Here is a 19,651-nt window from a genome sequence, read left to right as displayed (position 1 = left end):
CAAAGCGCGGCGCAGCCGACAGGCTGTCGGATTTCCGGCTGCGAATGACAGTTTGCCTGCGGTTGCCGCTCCGTTAACATCGGCTCACGTAACCCTGCCAGGGAGTGCTGCGATGAATGACGTCGTCGTGAAGACGCCGATGCAATATCTCGACAAGGCGGTGGGAGCTCTCAGGGACGTCGGGCTGATGCCGGACAAGGTGGAGCCGGCGCCGATCAACGATCTCCTCGACAAGATCAGCAACCTCGAGCCCGACAAGGTTCAGGTCATCGCCCGCACCCTTGGCCAGGCTTCGGTCTTCAACGAAATCGTGCGCGACCAGATTTCGGGCATGGAGATCGGCGAGCGCTACAAGACGATCACTGAAGGCTTCAACTCGATCCGCGACGACGCCAAGCGCATGGTCGACCAGCTCGCCGACAATCATCTCGATCTTCTTGAGCGCACCGCCAATGTCTGGATGAAGGTGTCGCGCGGCGACATCGCCGACCGGTTCGACAAAGTGAAGGCGGTCTATCTCGACGTCACCAAGGATACGAAAGATCAGATCAAACGCGAGCAGACGATTCTGGAAGCCTACGCCGATTATCGCGGCGCCTTGAAACAATCAGAAGTCCTCGCGCTCGAAGTCCTGAAGACGGCGACCGGAAAACTCGACGCGGCGCGCGAGACGCTGAAAGCGGCGTCCGAGAAGGTCGCGGGCTTCTCCGGGACCGAAGCCGCGGATCGCGCCCGTCTCGAACTCGCCCGCGATGAGCAGCTCCGCGGCGTGCAGGACGAGGAAAAGCGTTACCAGATCGCGAAGGATCTCTCCGACAATCTCACGATCTCCTACAACACCTCGGAAGTGGTGATGGCGCGCCTGCAGCAGACGACCAACGCCAAGGAGCGCATCTACGCCCAGTCGATCAGCTTCTTCTCCACCAACGACTCCGTTCTCACTGCGCTCAAGGCGTCCTTCACCGGCATGTTCGGTCTCCACGAGTCGACGGCGACGTTGGAGGCGATGAAGGAAGGCGTATCGAAATCACTGGAGACGCTGTCGGAAGTCGGCGACAAGGTGCAGGAGGCGGCCGTCAAGGCGGGCTATGGCCCGACCATCCGCGCCGACGCCGTGAAGAAGCTCGTCGACTCCGTGGTCAATTTCCAGGAGCGGTCGCAGTCGATCATCGAAGAGATGCGCAAACTGTCGACGCAGAATTCCGCCGAGATCCGCGATGCGGTGGAGGACGGCAAGAAGCGCATCGCCAAGCTCGTCGCCGACGGGAAGGCCCTGCCTCTCTGATGTCGGCCGCCGCTCCCGCCGCTGCGCCTGTCGCGGCGCCGGCAAAACTCGACGATCTCATGCTCGCGATGGACGTGGTCGACACGCTGCGCCATCGCGACAGGCTCGTCGAGAAGGAGTTCGATGAGGACGCGCGCGACGAGCAGCTCATCGCGCGGCTGCGGGAAATCTATCGAAGTCAGGGCATCGAAGTCTCCGACAGCATCATCGCGCAAGGCGTAAAGGCTCTGAAAGAGAGCCGCTTCGTCTACACGCCGGCGCCGCCGGGCTTCAAACGCAAGCTCGCCGCCATGTGGGTGCAACGCGGCCAGATTGGCAAATGGACCGCGGGCGCGCTCGCCGCGCTGGGCATCGCAGGCGGCGGCTATCACTATACGGTCACCGCGCCGCAGCAGCGCGCAGCGGACGCCGCGCGTATCGAATTGACGCAGACGCTGCCGCGCGATCTCGCCGCCGCGCGTCAGGCGATCGCGACCGAAGCAAAGGTTCCCGAAGCCAAACAGCGCGCCGAAGCTGTCGTCGCGCAAGGCGTGGCGGCCCTCGAACGCGCCGACGCGCCAGGCGCGCGCGCGGCGTTGACGGAGCTTGACCGGATCGCCACGACGCTGCGCCAGGAATATGTGCTGCGCATCGCTGGCCGGCCCGAGGATCAGACCGGATTCTATCGCGAGCATCCAAGCTTCCGCGGCCGGGCGTATTTTGTCGTCGTCGACGCGGTCGATCCGCAGGGACGGGCGGTGAAGCTTCCGATCCGCAACGACGAGACGAACCAGACCGAGACCGTCTCCCGCTTCGCAGTGCGCGTGCCGCAGGAGACGTTCGACGCCGTGCGCAGTGACAAGGCGCGCAACGGCATTGTCCAGAACACGCGCATGGCCGAGAAGCAGCGCGGCTATCTCGAACCCGATTTCAAGATGCAGGCGCTCGAAGGACGGATCACCCGCTGGTGAGGATGGGGCATGTTGACCGGTCGTGATGCGTTACTGTCCATCGAACGCGCCATCAGCGGCGCGCGCGCCGACGAGAGCAGCCTGGGGCAGGCCCTGCAATCGGCGACCGCGGATGCAGCGCGTCTGATGCAGGCCGAAACCGATGGCTTTCGCGCGCTGGCGCGAGCGAAACTCGACGCCATGACCCAGAGCCAGATCGTCGGCGAACTCGATGCGACGGAAAAGCGCGCGCTCACGATGATCGAGGACGCACGCCGCAAGCTCGCGGGCCTTGCTGAACGGCAGGCGAAAACGCAGGCGGCGCTCGATCGCGCGGAAGCCGCGAAGCACGACCGCGACGAAGAGCTGGCGCAGGCGTTGCGCGCGCTCGATGATTTTCGCCATGCGGCCGCCGAGCGCGTCAAGTCGGACCCCGTCTGGCAGACCGCGGTCGCCGCAATCGCGACAGCGGAATCGATCGCGGCGAACGCCGACAAAAAGGCGTCGACGGCGGAAGCCGATCTCGCGGAGAAGGGGAAGCCTTACGAAAGCGATCCGCTGTTCATGTATCTCTGGAGCAAAAAGCACGACCAGAGCGAGGACAAAAGCGGTTATTTCGTGCGTTTCTTCGATCGGAAGGTCGCAAGCCTCATCGGCTACCGCGACGCGCGCGCGAACTACGCGATGTTGCGCGAAATTCCGGCGCGCCTGCGCGAGCACGCCAACGCGAAACAGGCGGACGTCGACGCCGCGAAACAGCGCGTCGCCGATGTCGAGCGACAGGCTCTGGTCACGGGCGGCGTCGAGCCTCTCGAAGCGAAGGCCGCCGCTGCGCAGGCGGCGGTGACGGCCGCGGCGGGCGAGGTCGAGGCGAACACCGCAGAGTTGCGCCGCATCGACGCGGAGCGCGCGCAGACGACTGGCGCCGACGGCTATGACAAGGCGGTCGATTTTCTCACCGAGGCGCTGACGCGCGAGGATTTGCAGGAGCTTTACGACAAGGCCGCGCGCACCCCGGCGAAGGCCGACGACAGGGCCGTCGCCGCCATCGCCGCGGCGCGCTCCGACCGACAGAAAGCGAATGACGAAGCAGCGCGTATCCGCGAACAGATTCGCCAGGCCGCGAGCCGCCGCGCCGACCTGGAAGGAGCGCGCGATCGGGCGAGGCGCCAAGGCTATGACAGTCCGATGGGCACGCTGAACGACAACGTTGATCTCGGCCAGATTCTCGGCGGCATTCTCAGCGGCGCCGTGCGCGGCGGCGCGCTCGACGATATTTTCCGCGGCAACTATAATTTTCCAACACCGCGATCCGATCCGAACTTTGGCGGCCGGCGCAGCGCGCCGTCATGGCCGGGCCCCATCGGCGGAGATTCCGGATCGTTCGGCGGCGTTTTGGGCGGCGGGAACGACGATCGCCCCAGCGGCGGCGGCTGGCGCACCGGCGGGAGCTTCTGAACCACCGCGGGAAATTGCGCCGTTACGATTGGCGCGCGGCCGCGAACATGGCCGCTTCGCGCAGAGTGTCGGCCTCTTCGCCGAAGCCGGCGAGCGACGCGATCGCCTCTTCGGCGAGCCGATCGCGAATCATCTTCGCGCGATCAAGTCCCAGCGTATTGGCGAGCGTGGCCTTGCCTTTCGCGTCGTCCTTGCCGGTCGCCTTGCCGATCGTCTCGGCGCTTGCTTCGAGATCGAGGATGTCGTCGGCGATCTGAAACGCCGCGCCGAACTTTTCCGCATAGATCGCGAGCGCCGCGCGCGCATTGCCGCCTACGCGTCCCATTTCAGCGCCCATCATCACGGAGGCGCGGATGAGCGCGCCCGTTTTCATCGCCTGGATCTGACGCACCTGCGCCTCGTCGAGCGCGGCGCGCTCGGTCTCGAAGCGGCCCTCCGCTGCAAGATCGAGCATCTGCCCGCCGACCATGCCGCCAAGACCCGACGCGATCGCGAGTTCGCGCACCAGCGCGATGCGCACGCTCGCATCCGGATGAGTCGCGGCGTCGGAGAGAATATCGAAGGCGAACGTCAGCAGCGCGTCGCCGGCGAGAATCGCCGTCGCTTCATCGAAAGCGCGATGCACGGTCGGTCGCCCGCGCCTGACATCGTCGTCGTCCATCGCCGGCAAATCGTCATGGACGAGCGAATAGGCGTGCAGGCATTCGACCGCCGCCGCGGCGCGCAGCGCCCCGTCCCGCGCCGTCGACCCGAACATGCTGGCGGTCTCGATCAGCAGGAAGGCGCGCAATCTCTTGCCGCCGCCGAGCGTCGCATGCCGCATGGCGGCTGCGAGTCGCGGCGGACGCGCGATCTCGCCGGGCCGCACATCATTGGCAAGCAAGAGGCCAAGCACCGTCTCGACCTCCACGGCGACGCCGGAGAGCCTGCGGCTGAAACGATCGAGCGAAAAATCCATGATCGGGAACGGGATGCGGTTCGAGGAGTTTTGTGCCATCAGGCCGGTGGCATGCGGCGCAAACAGCGGTCAAGGGTAGGGTCTGTACTCATTCTCGAAGGGCTCAGCGTTCGCTCAGGGGCCGCTGAGGGCAAGGAGACGGCGCGAAGATGGTGTTGTCCACCATCGAGCGACGACTCCGCAGCAATCGGCGGCCCTTGAGCGAACCCGGAGGGCGCGGCGAAAAGCGCCCATGATCGGGCTTCGCGTCCTCGACCGTGGGATCACCACGGCCTTCGGCCGCGAAACCCGCCCTGAACGCTTTTCGACACGCGCGCTGAGCCCTCCGAGAATGAGCACAGACCCTAAGGCTGAACGATCGAGGCGCCCATGCGCATAGCGCGATGGCTCGGCCGCCTCGTTTGTCTCGCGATTCTCGTCCCGCTCATGTTGACGATCGCCTACGCCTTCGTCCCGCCGGTCTCGACATTGATGCTGGCGCGATGGCTGACCTTTCAGGATGTCGATCGCCGCTGGATTTCGCTTCGCGACATGGCGCCGTCCGTGGCCGTCGCCGTGATGACCGCCGAGGACGCCCGCTTCTGCCTGCATCACGGCGTCGACTGGGACGCCCTGAGGGAGGTTCTCGACGATGAGGACGAGCCCTCGCGCGGCGCCTCGACCATAAGTCAGCAGACGGTAAAGAACCTTTTCCTCTGGGGCGGCCGCTCCTACATCCGCAAGGCGATCGAAATCCCCATGGCGGTCGCCTTCGACCTCGTGCTGCCCAAACGGCGGGTGCTCGAAATCTATCTGAACGTTGCGGAATGGGGCGACGGCATTTTTGGCGTCGAGGCGGCCGCACGTCGGCATTTCAACAAATCATCCAGGATCCTGAGCGTGCGCGAGGCTGCGGCGCTGGCCGCCGCCCTGCCCAACCCAATCCGCCGCAATCCGGCGAGGCCGGCGGGCGGGCATCGCATGGTCATGGAGACCGTCCTGCGCCGCATGAACACGCAAAATCTGGACACGGGCTGCCTGGGAAAGTAGGCGGGCGATCTGCATTGCGCGCAAAAGCGAAAGCGGTTATAGGCCCGGCCTTCCATTCCGGCCCGTCGCACGGACCCCCTTATGGGGCGCGACCGGCCTTTTCGCCATCCGGAGACGATCATGGCCGTTCCGAAGAGAAAAACCTCGCGCATGAAGCGCGGCCAGCGTCGCTCCGCCGACGCGCTGAAGCAGCCGACCTATGTCGAGGACAAGGATTCCGGCGAACTGCGTCGTCCGCACCATGTCGATCTCAAGAGCGGCATGTATCGCGGCCGCCAGGTGCTGAAGGCCAAGGCGAGCGCCTGAAGCCCAGCGCCTGACACGGGCGCGCTTTTGCTGATTGGAACGGGCGCCTTCGGGCGCCCTTTCTGTTTCAGGCGTCGCGCAGGAGGATCGGCTCGTCGTCCTCCGCAAGGATCGCGCTGGCGCGATAGCGCGCGATCGCCTGCCCGGAAGAGGCGGGGTCGCGCCTCCTGCCCGCCACCAGCAAGGTGACGAATCCCGCGTCCGGCGCGCAGTCCTCACTGGCCTCTGACGGCCCCGGCCGCCGCGCCGGCGGCGTGTAGAGCGTCAGCGCGCGCGATGTCGAAATCGGACGGCCAGGGGACAAATCCGTCTCAAAACGCCTCGCCATGACCGCCTCGCTGGCTCGTGGCGCGTCATCGCGCCCGGTGCTGGCGGGCCCGCGCAAACATCGCGCCGTCGTTACCGCGACCTTAAGATTTCCGATCTAGTTCTGGGCGATATCGGACGACGCGCTAGAGCATGGCGCGAAAAAGTGGGAACCGGTTTTTCGCGATAGCCATGCTCTCAACATCTGGAATTGATCACGCCGCACTTTGATTGATTCAATCAGAGTGCGGCGTGATCTAAAGAACGGATCCCGAGGGATGGAAGAAACCGAAGCCTCGCGCCAGCCCGATGACTGGAGCGCTGATCTGCGCTCAGTCCTCACAGCGCTCGCGAGCACGACCTACCATTGGGATCTCGCCAGCGACCACATCGAATGGGGCGGCAACGCGGGGGCCGTTCTCGGCCTCGACGATATGGGCCGCTTTTCCCTTGGACAGGCCTGGCGGAAGCTCCTTTCCACGCGCTCGCCGACCGGACGCGACGAGGCCATCAGCGGCTCACCCGACATCGACGAGGGCGGCGGCGTTCCGTTCCATATCCGTTATGAAATCGTGCTGCCGAAAGGCCCGGTCACGATCGATGATCATGGCCGCTGGTTCGCCGGCGTCGACGGCAAGCCGGCGATCGCGCGCGGCATCGTCCGCGTCGCGCAAGGAAGCGCCAGCGCGCATCAGGAAACGGGCGCGGCGGCCCGCGGCCGCCTCCTGCGGCGCATCGAACTCGCGATGGCGGCGACGCGCCAGCACGGCAAGCCCTTCGCGCTGCTGACGGGATGCCTGCGCGACTATCGCGCCATCGATTCAAGCCACGGTTCGGAAGACGCCGACGCGCTCGTCCAGACCGCGCTCGACCGGCTGCAGTCGGCCGTGCGCCAGACCGACACGCTGGTCCGCTACGCGTCGAACCGCTTCGCTCTGCTCATGGGCGCCTGCCCGCGCAGCGAATTCAGCAGCGCCGCGGCGCGATTGTCAGCCATCGTGGCGGCCGAGCCGGTCCATCTCGACGCGGGCGTCTATCTCCCCAGCATCTCATGGGGCGGCGTGTCCGATCTCGCCGGCGCCGCCAACCCGCGCCAGGTGCTTCGCCGCTGCGAGGAGGCGATGCATCAGGCCCGCGCCCGCGGCGCGATGCTGGTTGAATATCGTCAGGACCGGCTGCGCGAGAATCGCCGCCTTTCCGAACAAGCGATGGCCGAGGAGATCGTCCGCGCCCTGAACGACCGGCGCATTCTCATCGCGCGCCAGCCGATCGTCGAAGCCAAGGGCCGCAAGCTGAAATTCGAGGAGGCCCTCGTGCGCATGCGGCGCGAGGAAGGCGACATCGTCGCGGCAAGCGCGATCGTGCCTGTCTTCGAGAAGCTCGGCCGCATCGATCTGCTCGATCACCGCATGCTCGAACTCGCGATCGACACGCTCATTGAAGAGCCCGACAGCAGCCTCTCCATCAACGTCTCGACGACCACGCTCCTCAAGGACGCCTGGATCAACACGCTGTCGAGCGCGCTTGTCGGCCGCTCCGACATCGCCGACCGTCTGATCGTCGAATTGACGGAGTCGCAGGCGATCGAGGACTTCGAGGCGACGCGCAAGATTTTCGCCAAGCTGAAGGCGATGGGGCTGCGCACTGCGATCGATGATTTCGGCGCCGGCTACACCTCGTTCCGCCATCTGCGCGGCCTCGACGTCGACGTTCTCAAGATCGACGGCGCCTTCGTGCAGAACATCACCCAATCGGCCGACGACAGCTTCTTCGTGCGAACGCTGATCGACCTCGCCCAGCATCTCAACATCGCGACCGTCGCCGAATGGGTGCGCGATGAGGAAGCCGCGCGCCGGTTGGCGAGCTGGGGCGTCACCTATCTCCAGGGCGACGTCATTGGCGCGGCGCGGATCGGGCGCCGCGAAGCGGAAAGCGTCCGCGCCGCCTGAAACGCGAGCCGCTCGCAATTGCCAAAAATACTCCGCGCTTCGCCGCTCAGGGCTTGCTGACGATCGTATCGAGCTTCTTCTGCATTTCCGCCATCTGCTTGCGCAGCGTCTCGAGCTCGCTCTCTCCGCCGCCGGCCGCGCCATTCTCCGCTTTCGGCGCCGCATTTTCTCCCGCCTTCTTCTGGCCGAAGGGCAGGAACATGCGCATCGCCTCCTGGAACATCGCCATGTTGCGGCGCGCCTGCTCCTCCATCGCGGTGAAGGCTGACGCGGGTCCGAACGAGGAGGAGAACTGCTCGCGGAACTTCTGCTGCTCGCGAGCGAAATGCTGCATCGAGGCTTCGAGATAGGTCGGCACGACGCCCTGCAGCGCATCGCCGTAGAAGCCGATCAGCTGCCTGAGGAATGGAATTGGAAGGAGGTTCGTAGTGCCCTTGCCCTCTTGCTCAAAGATGATCTGGGCGAGCACCGACCGCGTGATGTCCTCGCCGGTCTTGGCGTCCTGCACCTCGAACTCCTCGCCCTTCTGGATCATCTTGGCGAGGTCTTCGAGCGTGACATAGGTGGACGTGCCGGTGTGATAGAGCCTCCGGTTGGCGTATTTTTTGATGATTGTCGGCTTCTTTTCATCCGCCATGGCGCGCTTTCCCTACCCCGATTGCTGATCCTTAGCCCGCTTTTTGCGCAGCATACCCAGTTTCGTGCGACGCACAAACGGTCTCGCTGCGTGGGTCTCGCGCTTGACGGTCAGCGGCGCCGGCGTGTTTATCGGCAGGCAAGTGATCAGCGAGGGAGCACCCAATGGCCAGCAGCGACATCGTCATCGTCGGGGCCGCGCGCACCGCCGTCGGCTCGTTCAACGGGGCCTTCGCCGACCAGTCAGCCGACAAGCTTGGAACGGCCGCCATCAAGGCGGCGCTGACGCGCGCCAAGGTCGACGCCGCCGAGGTCGACGAGGTGATTCTCGGCCAGGTGCTCACCGCCGCGCAGGGCCAGAATCCGGCCCGCAAGGCGGCGATGGATGCGGGCGTGCCCAAGGAGGCGACCGCTTGGGGTCTCAATCAGGTCTGCGGATCGGGCCTGCGCGCCGTCGCGATCGGCATGCAGCAGATCGCCAATGGCGACGCGAAGATCATCGTCGCCGGCGGCCAGGAATCCATGTCCCAGTCCGTCCATGGCGCGCATATGCGCGCGGGCACGAAGATGGGCGACGTGAAATTCGTCGACACCATGATCAAGGACGGCCTCTGGGACATCTTCAACGGCTATCACATGGGCAACACCGCCGAGAATGTCGCGGCGCGCTGGCAGCTCACGCGTGATGAGCAGGACCGGTTCGCCGTCGCCTCGCAGAACAAGGCCGAAGCGGCGAAAAAGGCGGGCAGGTTCAAGGACGAGATCGCGCCCTTCACTGTCTCCACGCGCAAGGGCGACGTGATCGTCGACACTGACGAATATATCCGCGACGGCGCGAGTCTCGACGCCATGGCGAAACTCAGGCCTGCCTTCACCAAGGACGGCACGGTCACCGCCGGCAATGCGTCCGGTCTCAATGACGGCGCTGCGGCGCTTGTGCTCATGACGGCTGACGAAGCCGCGAAGCGCGGCCTCGAACCGCTCGCGCGAATCGCCTCATGGGCGACCGCCGGCGTCGATCCCGCCATCATGGGGACGGGCCCGATCCCGGCCTCGCGCAAGGCGCTGGAGAAAGCTGGCTGGAAGATTTCCGACCTCGATCTGGTCGAGGCCAACGAGGCGTTCGCGGCGCAGGCGCTCGCGGTCAACAAGGATATGGGCTGGAACCCCGACGTCGTGAACGTCAATGGCGGCGCGATCGCGATCGGCCATCCCATCGGCGCGTCAGGCGCGCGCATTCTTGTGACGCTGTTGCACGAGTTGAAGCGCCGCAACGCGAAGAAGGGCCTCGCCACGCTGTGCATCGGCGGCGGCATGGGCATCGCGCTTACGGTTGAGAGATAAGACGGAAGATCGACCCGCGCGCTTCGGCGCGCGGGATTTTGCGAAGCGCAGAGCGCGAGCAAGGCGCCGCGCAATGATGCGCGAATGCGCCGCCTGCCGCATCGGCAATAGCCATTGCGCATAAATCGAAAAGCCCGCGCGCTATTGCATCTCATGTGCGCATCTGGGTAGGCTCATTGCAACGAGAGCGCTAAGCTCTCACGATAAGCAATGGGAGGGCGATCATGTCGCGCGTAGCAATCGTTACTGGCGGAACCCGTGGAATCGGCGCTGCGATTTCGAAAGCGCTGAAAGGCGCGGGCTACAAGGTCGCGGCGAATTACGCGGGCAATGACGAAGCTGCGGCGAAATTCAAGGCCGAGACCGGCGTCGGCGTCTACAAATGGGACGTGAGCTCCTATGACTCCTGCGTCGCCGGCGTGAAGCAGGTCGAGACGGATCTCGGCCCGGTCGAAGTGCTGGTGAACAATGCCGGCATCACGCGCGACACGATGCTGCACAAGATGACGGCCGACCAATGGTACGCGGTCATCAACACCAACCTCAACGGCCTCTTCAACATGACGCGGCCTGTGATCGAGGGCATGCGCGAGCGCAACTTCGGCCGCATCATCAACATCTCCTCGATCAACGGCCAGAAGGGCCAGATGGGACAGGCCAACTATTCCGCCGCAAAGGCCGGCGACATCGGCTTCACTAAAGCCGTCGCGCAGGAAAATGCGCGCAAGGGGATCACCGTGAACGCCATCTGCCCCGGCTATATCGCCACCGAGATGGTGATGGCGGTGCCGAAGGAAGTGCTCGACAAGAACGTCATTCCGCAGATCGCGGTCGGGCGCCTCGGCCAGCCGGAAGAGATCGCGCGCTGCGTGCTGTTCCTCGCATCCGACGAGGCGGGCTTCATCACGGGCTCGACGCTGACCGCCAATGGCGGCCAGTACATGACCTGATCAATGCGCTCCGGCGCTCCTTGAATGGGAGCGCCATTTCGCTTCAGGAGCGCGTATCGCCGAGCTTCTCGACCATCTGCTGGTGCGACTGCAGGGTCGGCAGCAGCGTTTGCGCGAAAGATGTGATCGCGGGGTTGTCGCCGTTCTGGGCGTAGGCCTGGAACAGGGTCATGGCGTCGGCATGCGCGCTCTTCTGCAGCATGATGAATTTGCGGTTGAACTCTTCGCCGCTCGCCGCCTTGAGCTGCTCGAAGGCGCGCGCCTGATCGATGTCGAGCTTCGCCATGGGCGGCGTGAGCCGGCCCTGTTGCGCTGCGGTCCTGAATTTCACCGCCGCCTCGCCATGATCCCTGATCATCACCTCGGCGAATTGCCTGACGTCCGCGTCGCTTGATTTATCGAGAGCGAGCCGGCTGGTCTCGATCTCCAGCATGTTCGCCGACGCGGCCTTGGTCATGAAGTCGCGGGTCATCGTGCTGCCGATCGATCCCGTGGAGTCTGCGCGCGGCGTCGGCGGCGCTAAGGGCGCAGGCGCCTGAGCGACGGCCGCGAAGCTCAGGACTGACAGTCCGAGGGCGAAGGCGAGAGTCGTTTTCATGGCGGATTCCTCATAAGGAGACCGCGCGCGCGACGATTCGGCGCGCGCGAGAGATAATCGCCCGTCATGCATGGAAGTTCCGCCGCCCCGGACCAGTCGCGCCAGGCCACCTTGATCGGCTTTGGCGCCATTGCGCTGTGGGGCGCGCTCGCGGTCCTGACCGCGATGACGGGCGCAGTCCCGCCCTTGCAGCTCAGCGTCTGCACCTTTGGTCTCGGCGCGCTGTTTCTCGCGATCATCGTCATTGCGCGCGGACGCGCCGCCGCGCTCGCTCCGACGCCGGCGTCGCTGTTGCTCGGCATCTTCGGCATCTTCGGCGACACCCTGCTTTATTTCTTCGCGCTGAAATTCGCGCCGCCAGCCGAAGCGAATTTGATCCATTATCTCTGGCCGCTGCTGATCGTGCTGTTCGCGGCGTTGCTGCCGGGCGGGCGATTGCGCGCCGGCCATCTCATCGGTGCGGCGCTCGGTCTCGCTGCGCTGCTTCTGCTGATCGGCGGACGCTTGGGCGCGGAAGCGCCGCGCGGCGCGATCATCGGCTATGCCTGCGCCGCGACCGGCGCGCTCGTCTGGGCCTCCTATTCCGTGCTCAGCCGGCGCGTTGCGTCCGTTCCGAGCGAGAGCATCGCGGCCACCTGCGCCGTCGCCGCCCTCATCGCGCTTCCCCTTCATCTCGCCTTCGAAACGACGGTTTGGCCGCAAGGCGCGGAATGGGCCGGCGTGATCGGCCTTGGCCTCGGGCCCATGGGGGCCGCGTTCCTCCTCTGGGACTACGGCATGAAGAAGGGCGACGTGCCGCTGCTTGGCGTCCTCTCCTACTCCGCGCCAGTCATCTCGACGCTGATTCTGGTCGCAGCGGGCTATGCCGAATTGCGGCTGGCGCTGGCCGGCGCGGTCGTGCTGATCGTCGCCGGAGCGCTGATCGCCACCCGGGCTGATAAGGCTGAGCCTCAAGCGAGATAGTTGCGCGCGCAACTAATTGGCGATATGAGGCGGCCCAAACAGGAGGCCGCCATGAACGTCCAGAATCGCTCTTCCTTTTCGGCGGCGACCCAGACCGCAACTTCGCCGGGCTACATGACCGGGTTCGGCAACGGTTTTGAGACGGAGGCCTTGCCAGGCGCGCTGCCGGTTGGCCGCAACTCGCCCCAGCGCTGCGCCTACGGCCTCTACGCCGAACAGCTCTCGGGTTCGCCCTTCACAGCGCCGCGCTCCGCCAACGAGCGCTCCTGGCTCTACCGCATCCGGCCGTCAGTGAAGCATTCCGGCCGCTTCAAGAAAGTCGCCATGGGCGATTGGCGCACCGCGCCTTGCGCCGAGATCGAGACGCCGCCGGGACAGCTTCGCTGGGATCCGCTGTCGATTCCGAAGAAGAAGCAGAGCTTTCTCGAAGGCGTCGTCACCATGACCACCTGTGGCGACGCCAGCGCGCAGAGCGGGATGGCCGCGCATGTCTATCTCATCACGCGTTCGATGAAGGACGAATATTTCTACAACGCCGATGGCGAGATGCTGTTTGCGCCGCAGGAAGGACGTTTGCGCGTCTGCACCGAGTTCGGCCTCATCGACGCAGAGCCGGGCGAGATCATCGTCATTCCCCGCGGCGTGAAGATCAGGGTCGAAGTTCCCGATGACGCCGCGCGCGGCTATCTCTGCGAGAATTACGGCGGCGCCTTCACATTGCCCGAGCGCGGCCCCATCGGCGCGAACTGTCTCGCGAACCAGCGCGACTTCATGACGCCCGTCGCGGCCTATGAGGATCGCGAGACGCCTTCGACGCTGACGATCAAATGGGGTGGCCAGCTCTGGCGCACGGACATCGGCTGGTCGCCGCTCGACGTCGTCGCCTGGCACGGCAATTACGCGCCCTACAAATATGATCTCAGGCGTTTCTCGCCGGTCGGCCCGATTCTCTTCGATCACGCCGACCCCTCGATCTTCACCGTGCTGACATCGCCGTCGGAAACCGCGGGCACCGCGAATATCGACTTCGTGATTTTTCCGGAGCGCTGGGCCGTGGGCGAAAACACGTTCCGTCCGCCCTGGTATCACATGAACATCATGTCCGAGTTCATGGGCCTGATTTACGGCAAGTATGACGCGAAGCCGCAAGGCTTCACGCCCGGCGGCATCAGCCTGCACAATTGCATGTTGCCGCACGGACCGGACGCCGAAGCGTTCGAACATGCGAGCACGGTCGAACTGAAGCCGGTGAAGATGACGAATACGCTCGCCTTCATGTTCGAAACGCGCCTGCCTCAGCGCGTCACGAAATTCGCGGCGAAAACCAGCGCGCTCCAGCCAGATTATATGGATTGCTGGAAGGATCTCGAAAAGAAATTCGATCCGCGCAAACCGTGATGGCGCGCGGATCGTTTGCGATCAACTCGTCAGGCGGATGCGCGTGATCTGATCCGCGATGCTCTGGAACACATCGTTGAGCTGGCTCGCCTGGCTGACTTCGGAATAGGTCCCGCCATTCGCGGCGCAGCTCTGCAGCAGCGTGCGATTTCCGTCGATGACGCGGATCGTATAGATCTTGATGTAGCTGTCTGCGGAAGCACTGCCGTTCGCGTTCTTCACGGCGTTCTTGGCGGTGGCGCATGTCGCGCTCGTGCGACTGTCGATGTCGCTCTGGAAGCCGCTCCAGCGATCTTCGGTGTTGTCGCCGTCAGTGAGAACGATCATCGCCTTGATGACATCGGCGTCTCCAGGTGCCGCCGCGCCAGCAAAAGGCGCACGATTCATCAGCGCCTTCAGCCCCCATGCGACTCCGATCGACACGTTCGTATTGCCGTTCGCCTTCATGTTGTTGATCGCATAGCGCATCGAACCAGCGCCCGTGCTTTTGAGATCGCTCGTCAGTTGCATGATTGGCTGAAGGGTCTGGCACGGCCCGTTCCAATCGTTATAGCGCGGCGCTGGCGACTTCCCCTGATAGGCGATCGGATGCCAGTAGTGATAATCCGTGCTGATCGGAGAGGTGTCGTTGATATTCTGCGGCTGATCGCGATCCATCACGCAACCGTTCCATGAGGCCTTATCGGCGGCTGAACCCGCGGTTCCGTTGTCGTGATAACGCAGCCACGCCGCGTTGCTGTAACTTTTGCCGATGTTGACCTGCGTCGTGAACGGCACGAGCGCGATCTTCACCGTGTCGGGCGAGGCGTCATTGATGGTCTGCATCTTGTCCATCAGATTGATGACGGCCTTCTTCAGCTCGACGAGCTTGCTCGCCTGCGCCATCGAGCCGGTGTTATCGAGAACAAGCGCGAGCTCGACTTTCTTCGCGCCTGACGTGACTTGCGACTGCGCCGTGATGTCGGCCGAACCCATTCCGAGGAAGCCGCCGAAGACGAGCTGGACGTTCCCCGTCGCCTGCACGGCGATCGTCTTGCCGCTGCGCGTCGCGCTGAAGCCGGAGGTGGCGAAGCCATCGCGATCGGGCGCGCTGAGATTGTAAAACGGACGGCCGCGGGTCGTGAGCTGGGCGTTGGTCGCGTTCGCAGCCTCCTTGGCCATGGCGATCGCGGCGGCGTCGACGCCGGCTTGCATCTGCGTCCGGTAATCGGCCATGCGGGCATAGTCGGCCGAGGCGCCGATGGCGACCATCAGCGGGACAAGAGCGACGCCGAACATCACGGCCGTGGCGCCCTGCTCGTCGCGCCGGAATCCCGAAATCACCCTGGAAAGAAGCATGTCGCTCTCCAATCGAGGCCGACTGTCCCATTCCGGAACGGCCGCCTGCCTGTTGGTGAACGAATTGCAAAGATCGGGGACCGCCGGCCTCCCGCGTTGCGTCGTCCTGTCGGGATGGTTATCGAGCCGGGATCGCCCCGGAATCGCCTGCCCCATGCTCCGCAACGACATCGCCATCACGCCGGAACTCGTGGCCGAGCACGGGCTGAAGCCGGACGAGTATGAGCGCCTGCTGAAGCTGCTCGGGCGCGAACCTTCCTTCACCGAACTCGGCATCGTTTCGGCGATGTGGAACGAACACTGTTCCTATAAATCCTCCCGCATCCATCTGAAGACCCTGCCGACCAAGGCGCCGTGGGTGATTCAGGGGCCGGGCGAGAACGCCGGCGTGATCGACATCGGCGATGGGCAGGCGATCGTGTTCAAGATGGAGAGCCACAACCACCCCTCCTTCATCGAACCCTATCAGGGTGCGACGACAGGGGTTGGCGGCATCCTGCGCGACGTCTTCACCATGGGGGCGCGGCCGATCGCCTGCCTGAACGCGCTCCGTTTCGGCGATCCCGCCCATCCCCGCACGCGCCAGCTCGTGGCGGGCGTGGTCGCCGGCATCGGGGGCTATGGCAATTCCTTCGGCGTGCCGACCGTCGGCGGCCAGATGGGCTTCCACCCTCGCTACAACGGCAACATCCTCGTCAACGCCATGGCGGTCGGCCTCGCCAAGGCGGACGAGATTTTCTACGCCAAGGCCACGGGCGTCGGGAACGCCATCGTCTATCTCGGCTCCAAGACCGGCCGCGACGGCATCCATGGCGCGACCATGGCCTCGGCCGAGTTCGACGACAAATCCGAGGAGAAACGCCCAACCGTGCAGGTCGGCGACCCCTTCGCCGAGAAACTGCTGCTCGAAGCCTGCCTCGAAATCATGGCGAGCGACTGCGTCATCGCCATTCAGGACATGGGCGCCGCCGGCCTCACCTGCTCGGCGGTCGAGATGGGAGCCAAGGGCGATCTCGGCATCGAGCTTGATCTCGACAAGGTGCCCTGCCGCGAAGAGGGCATGAGCGCCTATGAGATGATGCTGTCGGAAAGCCAGGAGCGCATGCTGATGGTGATCCGGCCCGGCAAGGAGGCCGAAGCGGAATCGATCTTCCGCAAGTACGGGCTCGATTTCGCCATCGTCGGCCACACCACCGATACGCTTCGTTTCGTCGTGAAGCATCAGGGCGAGGTGATGGCCGACATGCCGATCAAGGAGCTCGGCGACGAAGCGCCGCTCTATGACCGGCCTTGGGTTCCGGCTCCGAAACTATCTTCAGTCGATGCAAAATCCGTTTCGGCGCCGATTTCGAATCGGGACGCCCTGTTGAAGCTGATCGCCTCCCCCGATCTCGCCTCCAAGCGCTGGGTCTGGGAGCAATATGACCACATCATCCTAGGCAACACCATGTCGGGTCCGGGCGGCGACGCCGCCATCGTCCGCATAGAAAGCGGACCGAAAGGCGTCGCGCTCACCTCCGACGTGACCCCGCGCTATTGCGAGGCCGACCCCTATGAAGGCGGCAAGCAGGCCGTGGCCGAAGCCTGGCGCAACATCACGGCGACCGGCGCGACGCCGCTGGCGCTGACCGACAACCTCAACTTCGGCAATCCGGAGCGGCCTGAGGCGATGGGCCAGTTCGTCGGCTGCATCAAGGGCATCGGCGAAGCCTGCAAGGCGCTCGATTTCCCCGTCGTGTCCGGCAACGTCTCGCTCTACAACGAGACCAACGGCCAGGGCATCCTGCCGACCCCGACCATCGGCGGCGTCGGCGTCATCGCTGATGTGACGAAGGCGGCGACGATTTCCTTCAAGGCCGCCGGCGAAACGATCCTTCTGATCGGCGAAACCAAGGGATGGCTCGGCCGCTCGGCCTGGCTCGCCGTGGTCGCCGGGCGCGAAGAGGGCGCGCCGCCGCCGGTCGATCTCGCGGTCGAGCGCCGCAACGGCGATTTCGTCCGTGCGCTGATCGCGAGCGGCAGGATCACGGCTTGCCACGATCTGTCGGATGGCGGATTGGCGATCGGGTTGGCGGAGATGGCGATTGCGAGTGGCATCGGCGCCAAACTGGATTTCATGGATGTGCCCGGGGCGCATCGGGAAATCCCCGGCGATATGCCGAGCCATGCTTTCCTCTTTGGTGAGGATCAAGGCCGCTACATCGTGACTTGTACGCGCGATCAGCTCCTTCAGCTCCAACGGGATGCGATCGCGGCAGGCGTGCCAACGTGGCATTTGGGCATGACTGACGGCGATGCGCTGGTTCTCCCCGGCGAGGCGCCCGTCTCCATCGCGTCACTCCGCGAAGCCCATGAGGGCTGGCTGCCCTCCTACATGGCGAAGGCGGCATGAACCTCGCGCGCTTCATCTTCTCCGCTGCGGCTGCGTCTCTCGTTCTGACGACGCTCGCGCAGAGCGCTCTCGCGGCCGAAAGCTGCGCGAAGGAGGTCGGCCCGGCGAAGGCGCGGCGTTACGCCCGCGATTGCGTCGAGGTCAGCCCGGCGACCCATCCGCCTTGCAACGCGCTCAACCCTTGCGATCTGATCCTTGGCGAGATCAAACGCAGTTGCCAATTATTCGCCGGAAACGGCCGCCCGCAGATCTGCGCGGCCTACCGCTGAGGATACGCCCATGCCGATGGCCGCTGACGACATCGAACGCCTGATCAAGGAGGCGTTCCCGGACGCTGAGGTCGAGATCAAGGATCTCGCCGGCGACGGCGATCACTATGCCGCGACCGTCGTGTCCGAGGCGTTCCGCGGCAAGAGCCGGGTCCAGCAGCACCAGATGGTCTATGGCGCGCTCAAGGGAAATATGGGCGGCGTGCTGCACGCGCTGGCGCTGACCACGTCGCCGCCGCCGCAGTGAAATGATTTCCACCGGACTTCCAATCGGAACAGTTCAGACGCTCGCTTTGGCGCTGGCCGGCGTTTTCCTCGCGATCGGCCTCGGTCTCATCATCTGGATACTGCGGATGCGGAGCGCGAAATGGCGCCCGGCATGGTCGAGCGGCGACGCGGGCGCCGGCACGCCGGTCTCCGACATAATGACCGGACGAGATGATCACGGAGGCGTCGGAATTCGCACCGTGTCGCTGCCGCCCGATCCGACGGACAAGGCCGCAACAGAACGACGCGCTGCGACTGATCGACAGAACCGGCTGACCTGACGCATAATCGCGCCTATATGGGATCAACCCGACGGGCCTTGACCCCGCCAAGGAGATCGAAATGACCGACGCTCACGCCAAGATCGACGCGGAAGTGAAGAACAACGACGTCGTGCTCTTCATGAAGGGCACGCCGCAATTCCCGATGTGCGGATTTTCCGGACAGGTCGTCCAGATCCTCGATTATGTCGGCGTCCCCTATAAGGGCGTCAACGTGCTGGAGGACATGGAAATCCGCCAGGGCATCAAGGACTATTCCAACTGGCCGACGATCCCGCAGCTTTATGTGAAGGGCGAATTCGTCGGCGGCTGCGACATAGCGCGCGAGATGTTCCAGTCCGGCGAGCTGCAGCAGCTTCTCGCCGAAAAGGGAATCGCGGTCCCTCAGAAGGCGTCGGCCTGACGCCGTTCGCAGAGCGCATTCCTAAACACAGGATTCAGGCTCTCTTCGATTTTGCAGGCGTCCGTCTGGACGCTCCGCCGCTGTGCTGACTTAATTGGCGGGCAGCGGGGAGGACGGGCGGCTGGGCGAGGAGAGGCTGGGCGTGTCAGCGCATTTTCGGGCGATCGCGATCGCCGTTCTCGGACTTTGGCTGGCGGCGGTCGCCGACGTCGCTGTCGCGCAGCAGCAGGCGAAACCGCCTGCCCCTGCGCCGGCCGCGCAACAGCCGAGACCGCCCGGTCCCGCGCCGGCCGCCCCTGCCGCGCAACCCGCCGCCGCTCAACCCGCGCCCCAGCAGCCGGCCCTGCTCGGCCGGCCGCGCTTGCGTGAATTCTGCGGCGCCGACATCCAGCGCTTCTGCCGCGCGGTGAACCCCGGACAGGGCCGGATCACGCGCTGCCTGACCCGACGCAACAATCAGCTCCAGCGCTCCTGCCGCCTCTATCTGCGCCGACCGCTGACGCCCGTCCCGGCGCCGAACCCGACGCCGCCGCGCGGCTAGCCGGACCGGCGTTCGCCGTTCCCTGCAAATCAGCTTTCGCTTTTTGCGGAC

At 64.9% G+C, this 19,651-nt stretch carries 20 protein-coding genes; 15 read left to right on the top strand and 5 right to left on the bottom strand.

Going from position 1 to position 19,651, the window contains the following annotated elements; all coding sequences use genetic code 11:
• Positions 1–112 precede the first annotated feature (112 nt).
• Genes L8F45_RS25755 through L8F45_RS25745 form a run of 3 tightly spaced genes read left to right on the top strand, consistent with a single transcriptional unit; the run spans position 113 to position 3,672 of the window.
• A complete protein-coding gene (locus L8F45_RS25755) occupies positions 113–1,285 on the top strand; it encodes a cell surface protein (RefSeq protein WP_342360683.1) in 1,173 nt (390 codons plus the stop codon).
• Entirely contained in the window at positions 1,285–2,235 is a 951-nt protein-coding gene (locus L8F45_RS25750; RefSeq protein ID WP_342360682.1) for a DUF6384 family protein, read from the top strand. The genes L8F45_RS25755 and L8F45_RS25750 overlap by 1 nt, the downstream gene beginning before the upstream one ends.
• Before the next feature lie 9 nt (positions 2,236–2,244).
• Complete coding sequence (locus L8F45_RS25745; RefSeq protein WP_342360681.1) at positions 2,245–3,672, top strand: coiled-coil domain-containing protein; 1,428 nt, start codon at positions 2,245–2,247, stop codon at positions 3,670–3,672.
• Between the two features lie 22 nt (positions 3,673–3,694).
• Here L8F45_RS25745 and L8F45_RS25740 read toward each other — a convergent pair whose 3' ends face one another.
• Positions 3,695–4,669 carry a polyprenyl synthetase family protein gene (locus L8F45_RS25740; RefSeq protein WP_342360680.1) on the bottom strand — a complete coding sequence of 325 codons (975 nt, stop codon included), beginning with the start codon at positions 4,667–4,669 and terminating at the stop codon, positions 3,695–3,697.
• A 330-nt stretch (positions 4,670–4,999) separates the two neighbouring features.
• On the opposite strand from L8F45_RS25740, the gene mtgA reads away from it, so the two are divergent.
• Together mtgA and rpmF are read left to right on the top strand one after the other, a co-directional pair.
• Entirely contained in the window at positions 5,000–5,659 is a 660-nt protein-coding gene (gene mtgA, locus L8F45_RS25735) for a monofunctional biosynthetic peptidoglycan transglycosylase (RefSeq protein WP_342360679.1), read from the top strand.
• A 120-nt stretch (positions 5,660–5,779) separates the two neighbouring features.
• Positions 5,780–5,965 carry a 50S ribosomal protein L32 gene (gene rpmF / locus L8F45_RS25730; RefSeq protein ID WP_342360678.1) on the top strand — a complete coding sequence of 62 codons (186 nt, stop codon included), beginning with the start codon at positions 5,780–5,782 and terminating at the stop codon, positions 5,963–5,965.
• 67 nt (positions 5,966–6,032) lie between these two features.
• Here rpmF and L8F45_RS25725 read toward each other — a convergent pair whose 3' ends face one another.
• A complete protein-coding gene (locus tag L8F45_RS25725) occupies positions 6,033–6,293 on the bottom strand; it encodes a hypothetical protein (RefSeq protein ID WP_342360677.1) in 261 nt (86 codons plus the stop codon).
• Between the two features lie 256 nt (positions 6,294–6,549).
• Between L8F45_RS25725 and L8F45_RS25720 the strand changes: the two genes are divergently transcribed.
• Positions 6,550–8,220: an EAL domain-containing protein gene (locus L8F45_RS25720; RefSeq protein ID WP_342360676.1), complete on the top strand. Its 1,671-nt coding sequence runs from the start codon at positions 6,550–6,552 to the stop codon at positions 8,218–8,220.
• Positions 8,221–8,266: 46 nt separating this feature from the next.
• Here L8F45_RS25720 and phaR read toward each other — a convergent pair whose 3' ends face one another.
• On the bottom strand, positions 8,267–8,857 hold the full coding sequence (phaR, locus tag L8F45_RS25715) for a polyhydroxyalkanoate synthesis repressor PhaR (RefSeq protein ID WP_342360675.1): 591 nt from the start codon (positions 8,855–8,857) through the stop codon (positions 8,267–8,269).
• Positions 8,858–9,021: 164 nt separating this feature from the next.
• On the opposite strand from phaR, the gene L8F45_RS25710 reads away from it, so the two are divergent.
• Both L8F45_RS25710 and phbB read left to right on the top strand, forming a co-directional pair.
• Entirely contained in the window at positions 9,022–10,200 is a 1,179-nt protein-coding gene (locus L8F45_RS25710) for an acetyl-CoA C-acetyltransferase (RefSeq protein WP_342360674.1), read from the top strand.
• A gap of 224 nt (positions 10,201–10,424) precedes the next feature.
• Positions 10,425–11,150, top strand: coding sequence for a beta-ketoacyl-ACP reductase (phbB, locus tag L8F45_RS25705; RefSeq protein WP_342360673.1), 726 nt, complete (start codon positions 10,425–10,427; stop codon positions 11,148–11,150).
• A 43-nt stretch (positions 11,151–11,193) separates the two neighbouring features.
• On the opposite strand, the gene L8F45_RS25700 is transcribed toward phbB, so the two are convergent.
• A complete protein-coding gene (locus tag L8F45_RS25700; RefSeq protein WP_342360672.1) occupies positions 11,194–11,748 on the bottom strand; it encodes a DUF4142 domain-containing protein in 555 nt (184 codons plus the stop codon).
• Between the two features lie 66 nt (positions 11,749–11,814).
• Here L8F45_RS25700 and yddG point away from each other — a divergent pair, with 66 nt between their 5' ends.
• Together yddG and hmgA are read left to right on the top strand one after the other, a co-directional pair.
• Positions 11,815–12,711 (top strand): aromatic amino acid exporter YddG, encoded by an 897-nt coding sequence (gene yddG, locus L8F45_RS25695; RefSeq protein WP_342360671.1) that lies wholly within the window; start codon positions 11,815–11,817, stop codon positions 12,709–12,711.
• Positions 12,712–12,762: 51 nt separating this feature from the next.
• A complete protein-coding gene (gene hmgA / locus L8F45_RS25690; RefSeq protein WP_342360670.1) occupies positions 12,763–14,109 on the top strand; it encodes a homogentisate 1,2-dioxygenase in 1,347 nt (448 codons plus the stop codon).
• 21 nt (positions 14,110–14,130) lie between these two features.
• On the opposite strand, the gene L8F45_RS25685 is transcribed toward hmgA, so the two are convergent.
• Entirely contained in the window at positions 14,131–15,447 is a 1,317-nt protein-coding gene (locus L8F45_RS25685) for a TadE/TadG family type IV pilus assembly protein (RefSeq protein WP_342360669.1), read from the bottom strand.
• Positions 15,448–15,601: 154 nt separating this feature from the next.
• Between L8F45_RS25685 and purL the strand changes: the two genes are divergently transcribed.
• The 5 genes from purL to L8F45_RS25660 all read left to right on the top strand — a co-directional run bounded on the left by purL (position 15,602) and on the right by L8F45_RS25660 (position 19,600).
• A complete protein-coding gene (gene purL, locus L8F45_RS25680) occupies positions 15,602–17,839 on the top strand; it encodes a phosphoribosylformylglycinamidine synthase subunit PurL (RefSeq protein WP_342360668.1) in 2,238 nt (745 codons plus the stop codon).
• Entirely contained in the window at positions 17,836–18,108 is a 273-nt protein-coding gene (locus L8F45_RS25675; RefSeq protein ID WP_342360667.1) for a hypothetical protein, read from the top strand. The genes purL and L8F45_RS25675 overlap by 4 nt, the downstream gene beginning before the upstream one ends.
• Positions 18,109–18,118: 10 nt before the next feature.
• Positions 18,119–18,355, top strand: coding sequence for a BolA family protein (locus tag L8F45_RS25670; RefSeq protein ID WP_342360666.1), 237 nt, complete (start codon positions 18,119–18,121; stop codon positions 18,353–18,355).
• Between the two features lie 362 nt (positions 18,356–18,717).
• Entirely contained in the window at positions 18,718–19,059 is a 342-nt protein-coding gene (gene grxD, locus L8F45_RS25665) for a Grx4 family monothiol glutaredoxin (RefSeq protein WP_342360665.1), read from the top strand.
• A 142-nt stretch (positions 19,060–19,201) separates the two neighbouring features.
• Complete coding sequence (locus L8F45_RS25660; RefSeq protein WP_342360664.1) at positions 19,202–19,600, top strand: cysteine rich repeat-containing protein; 399 nt, start codon at positions 19,202–19,204, stop codon at positions 19,598–19,600.
• The last annotated feature ends 51 nt before the right edge of the window (positions 19,601–19,651 follow it).

The sequence above is a fragment of the Terrirubrum flagellatum genome (assembly GCF_022059845.1).
In the GTDB taxonomy this organism is placed as follows: Bacteria; Pseudomonadota; Alphaproteobacteria; order Rhizobiales; family Beijerinckiaceae; genus Terrirubrum; species Terrirubrum flagellatum.
The sequence above is the reverse complement of the archived record's forward strand: the minus strand, read 5'-3'. Positions and strand labels throughout refer to the sequence as shown.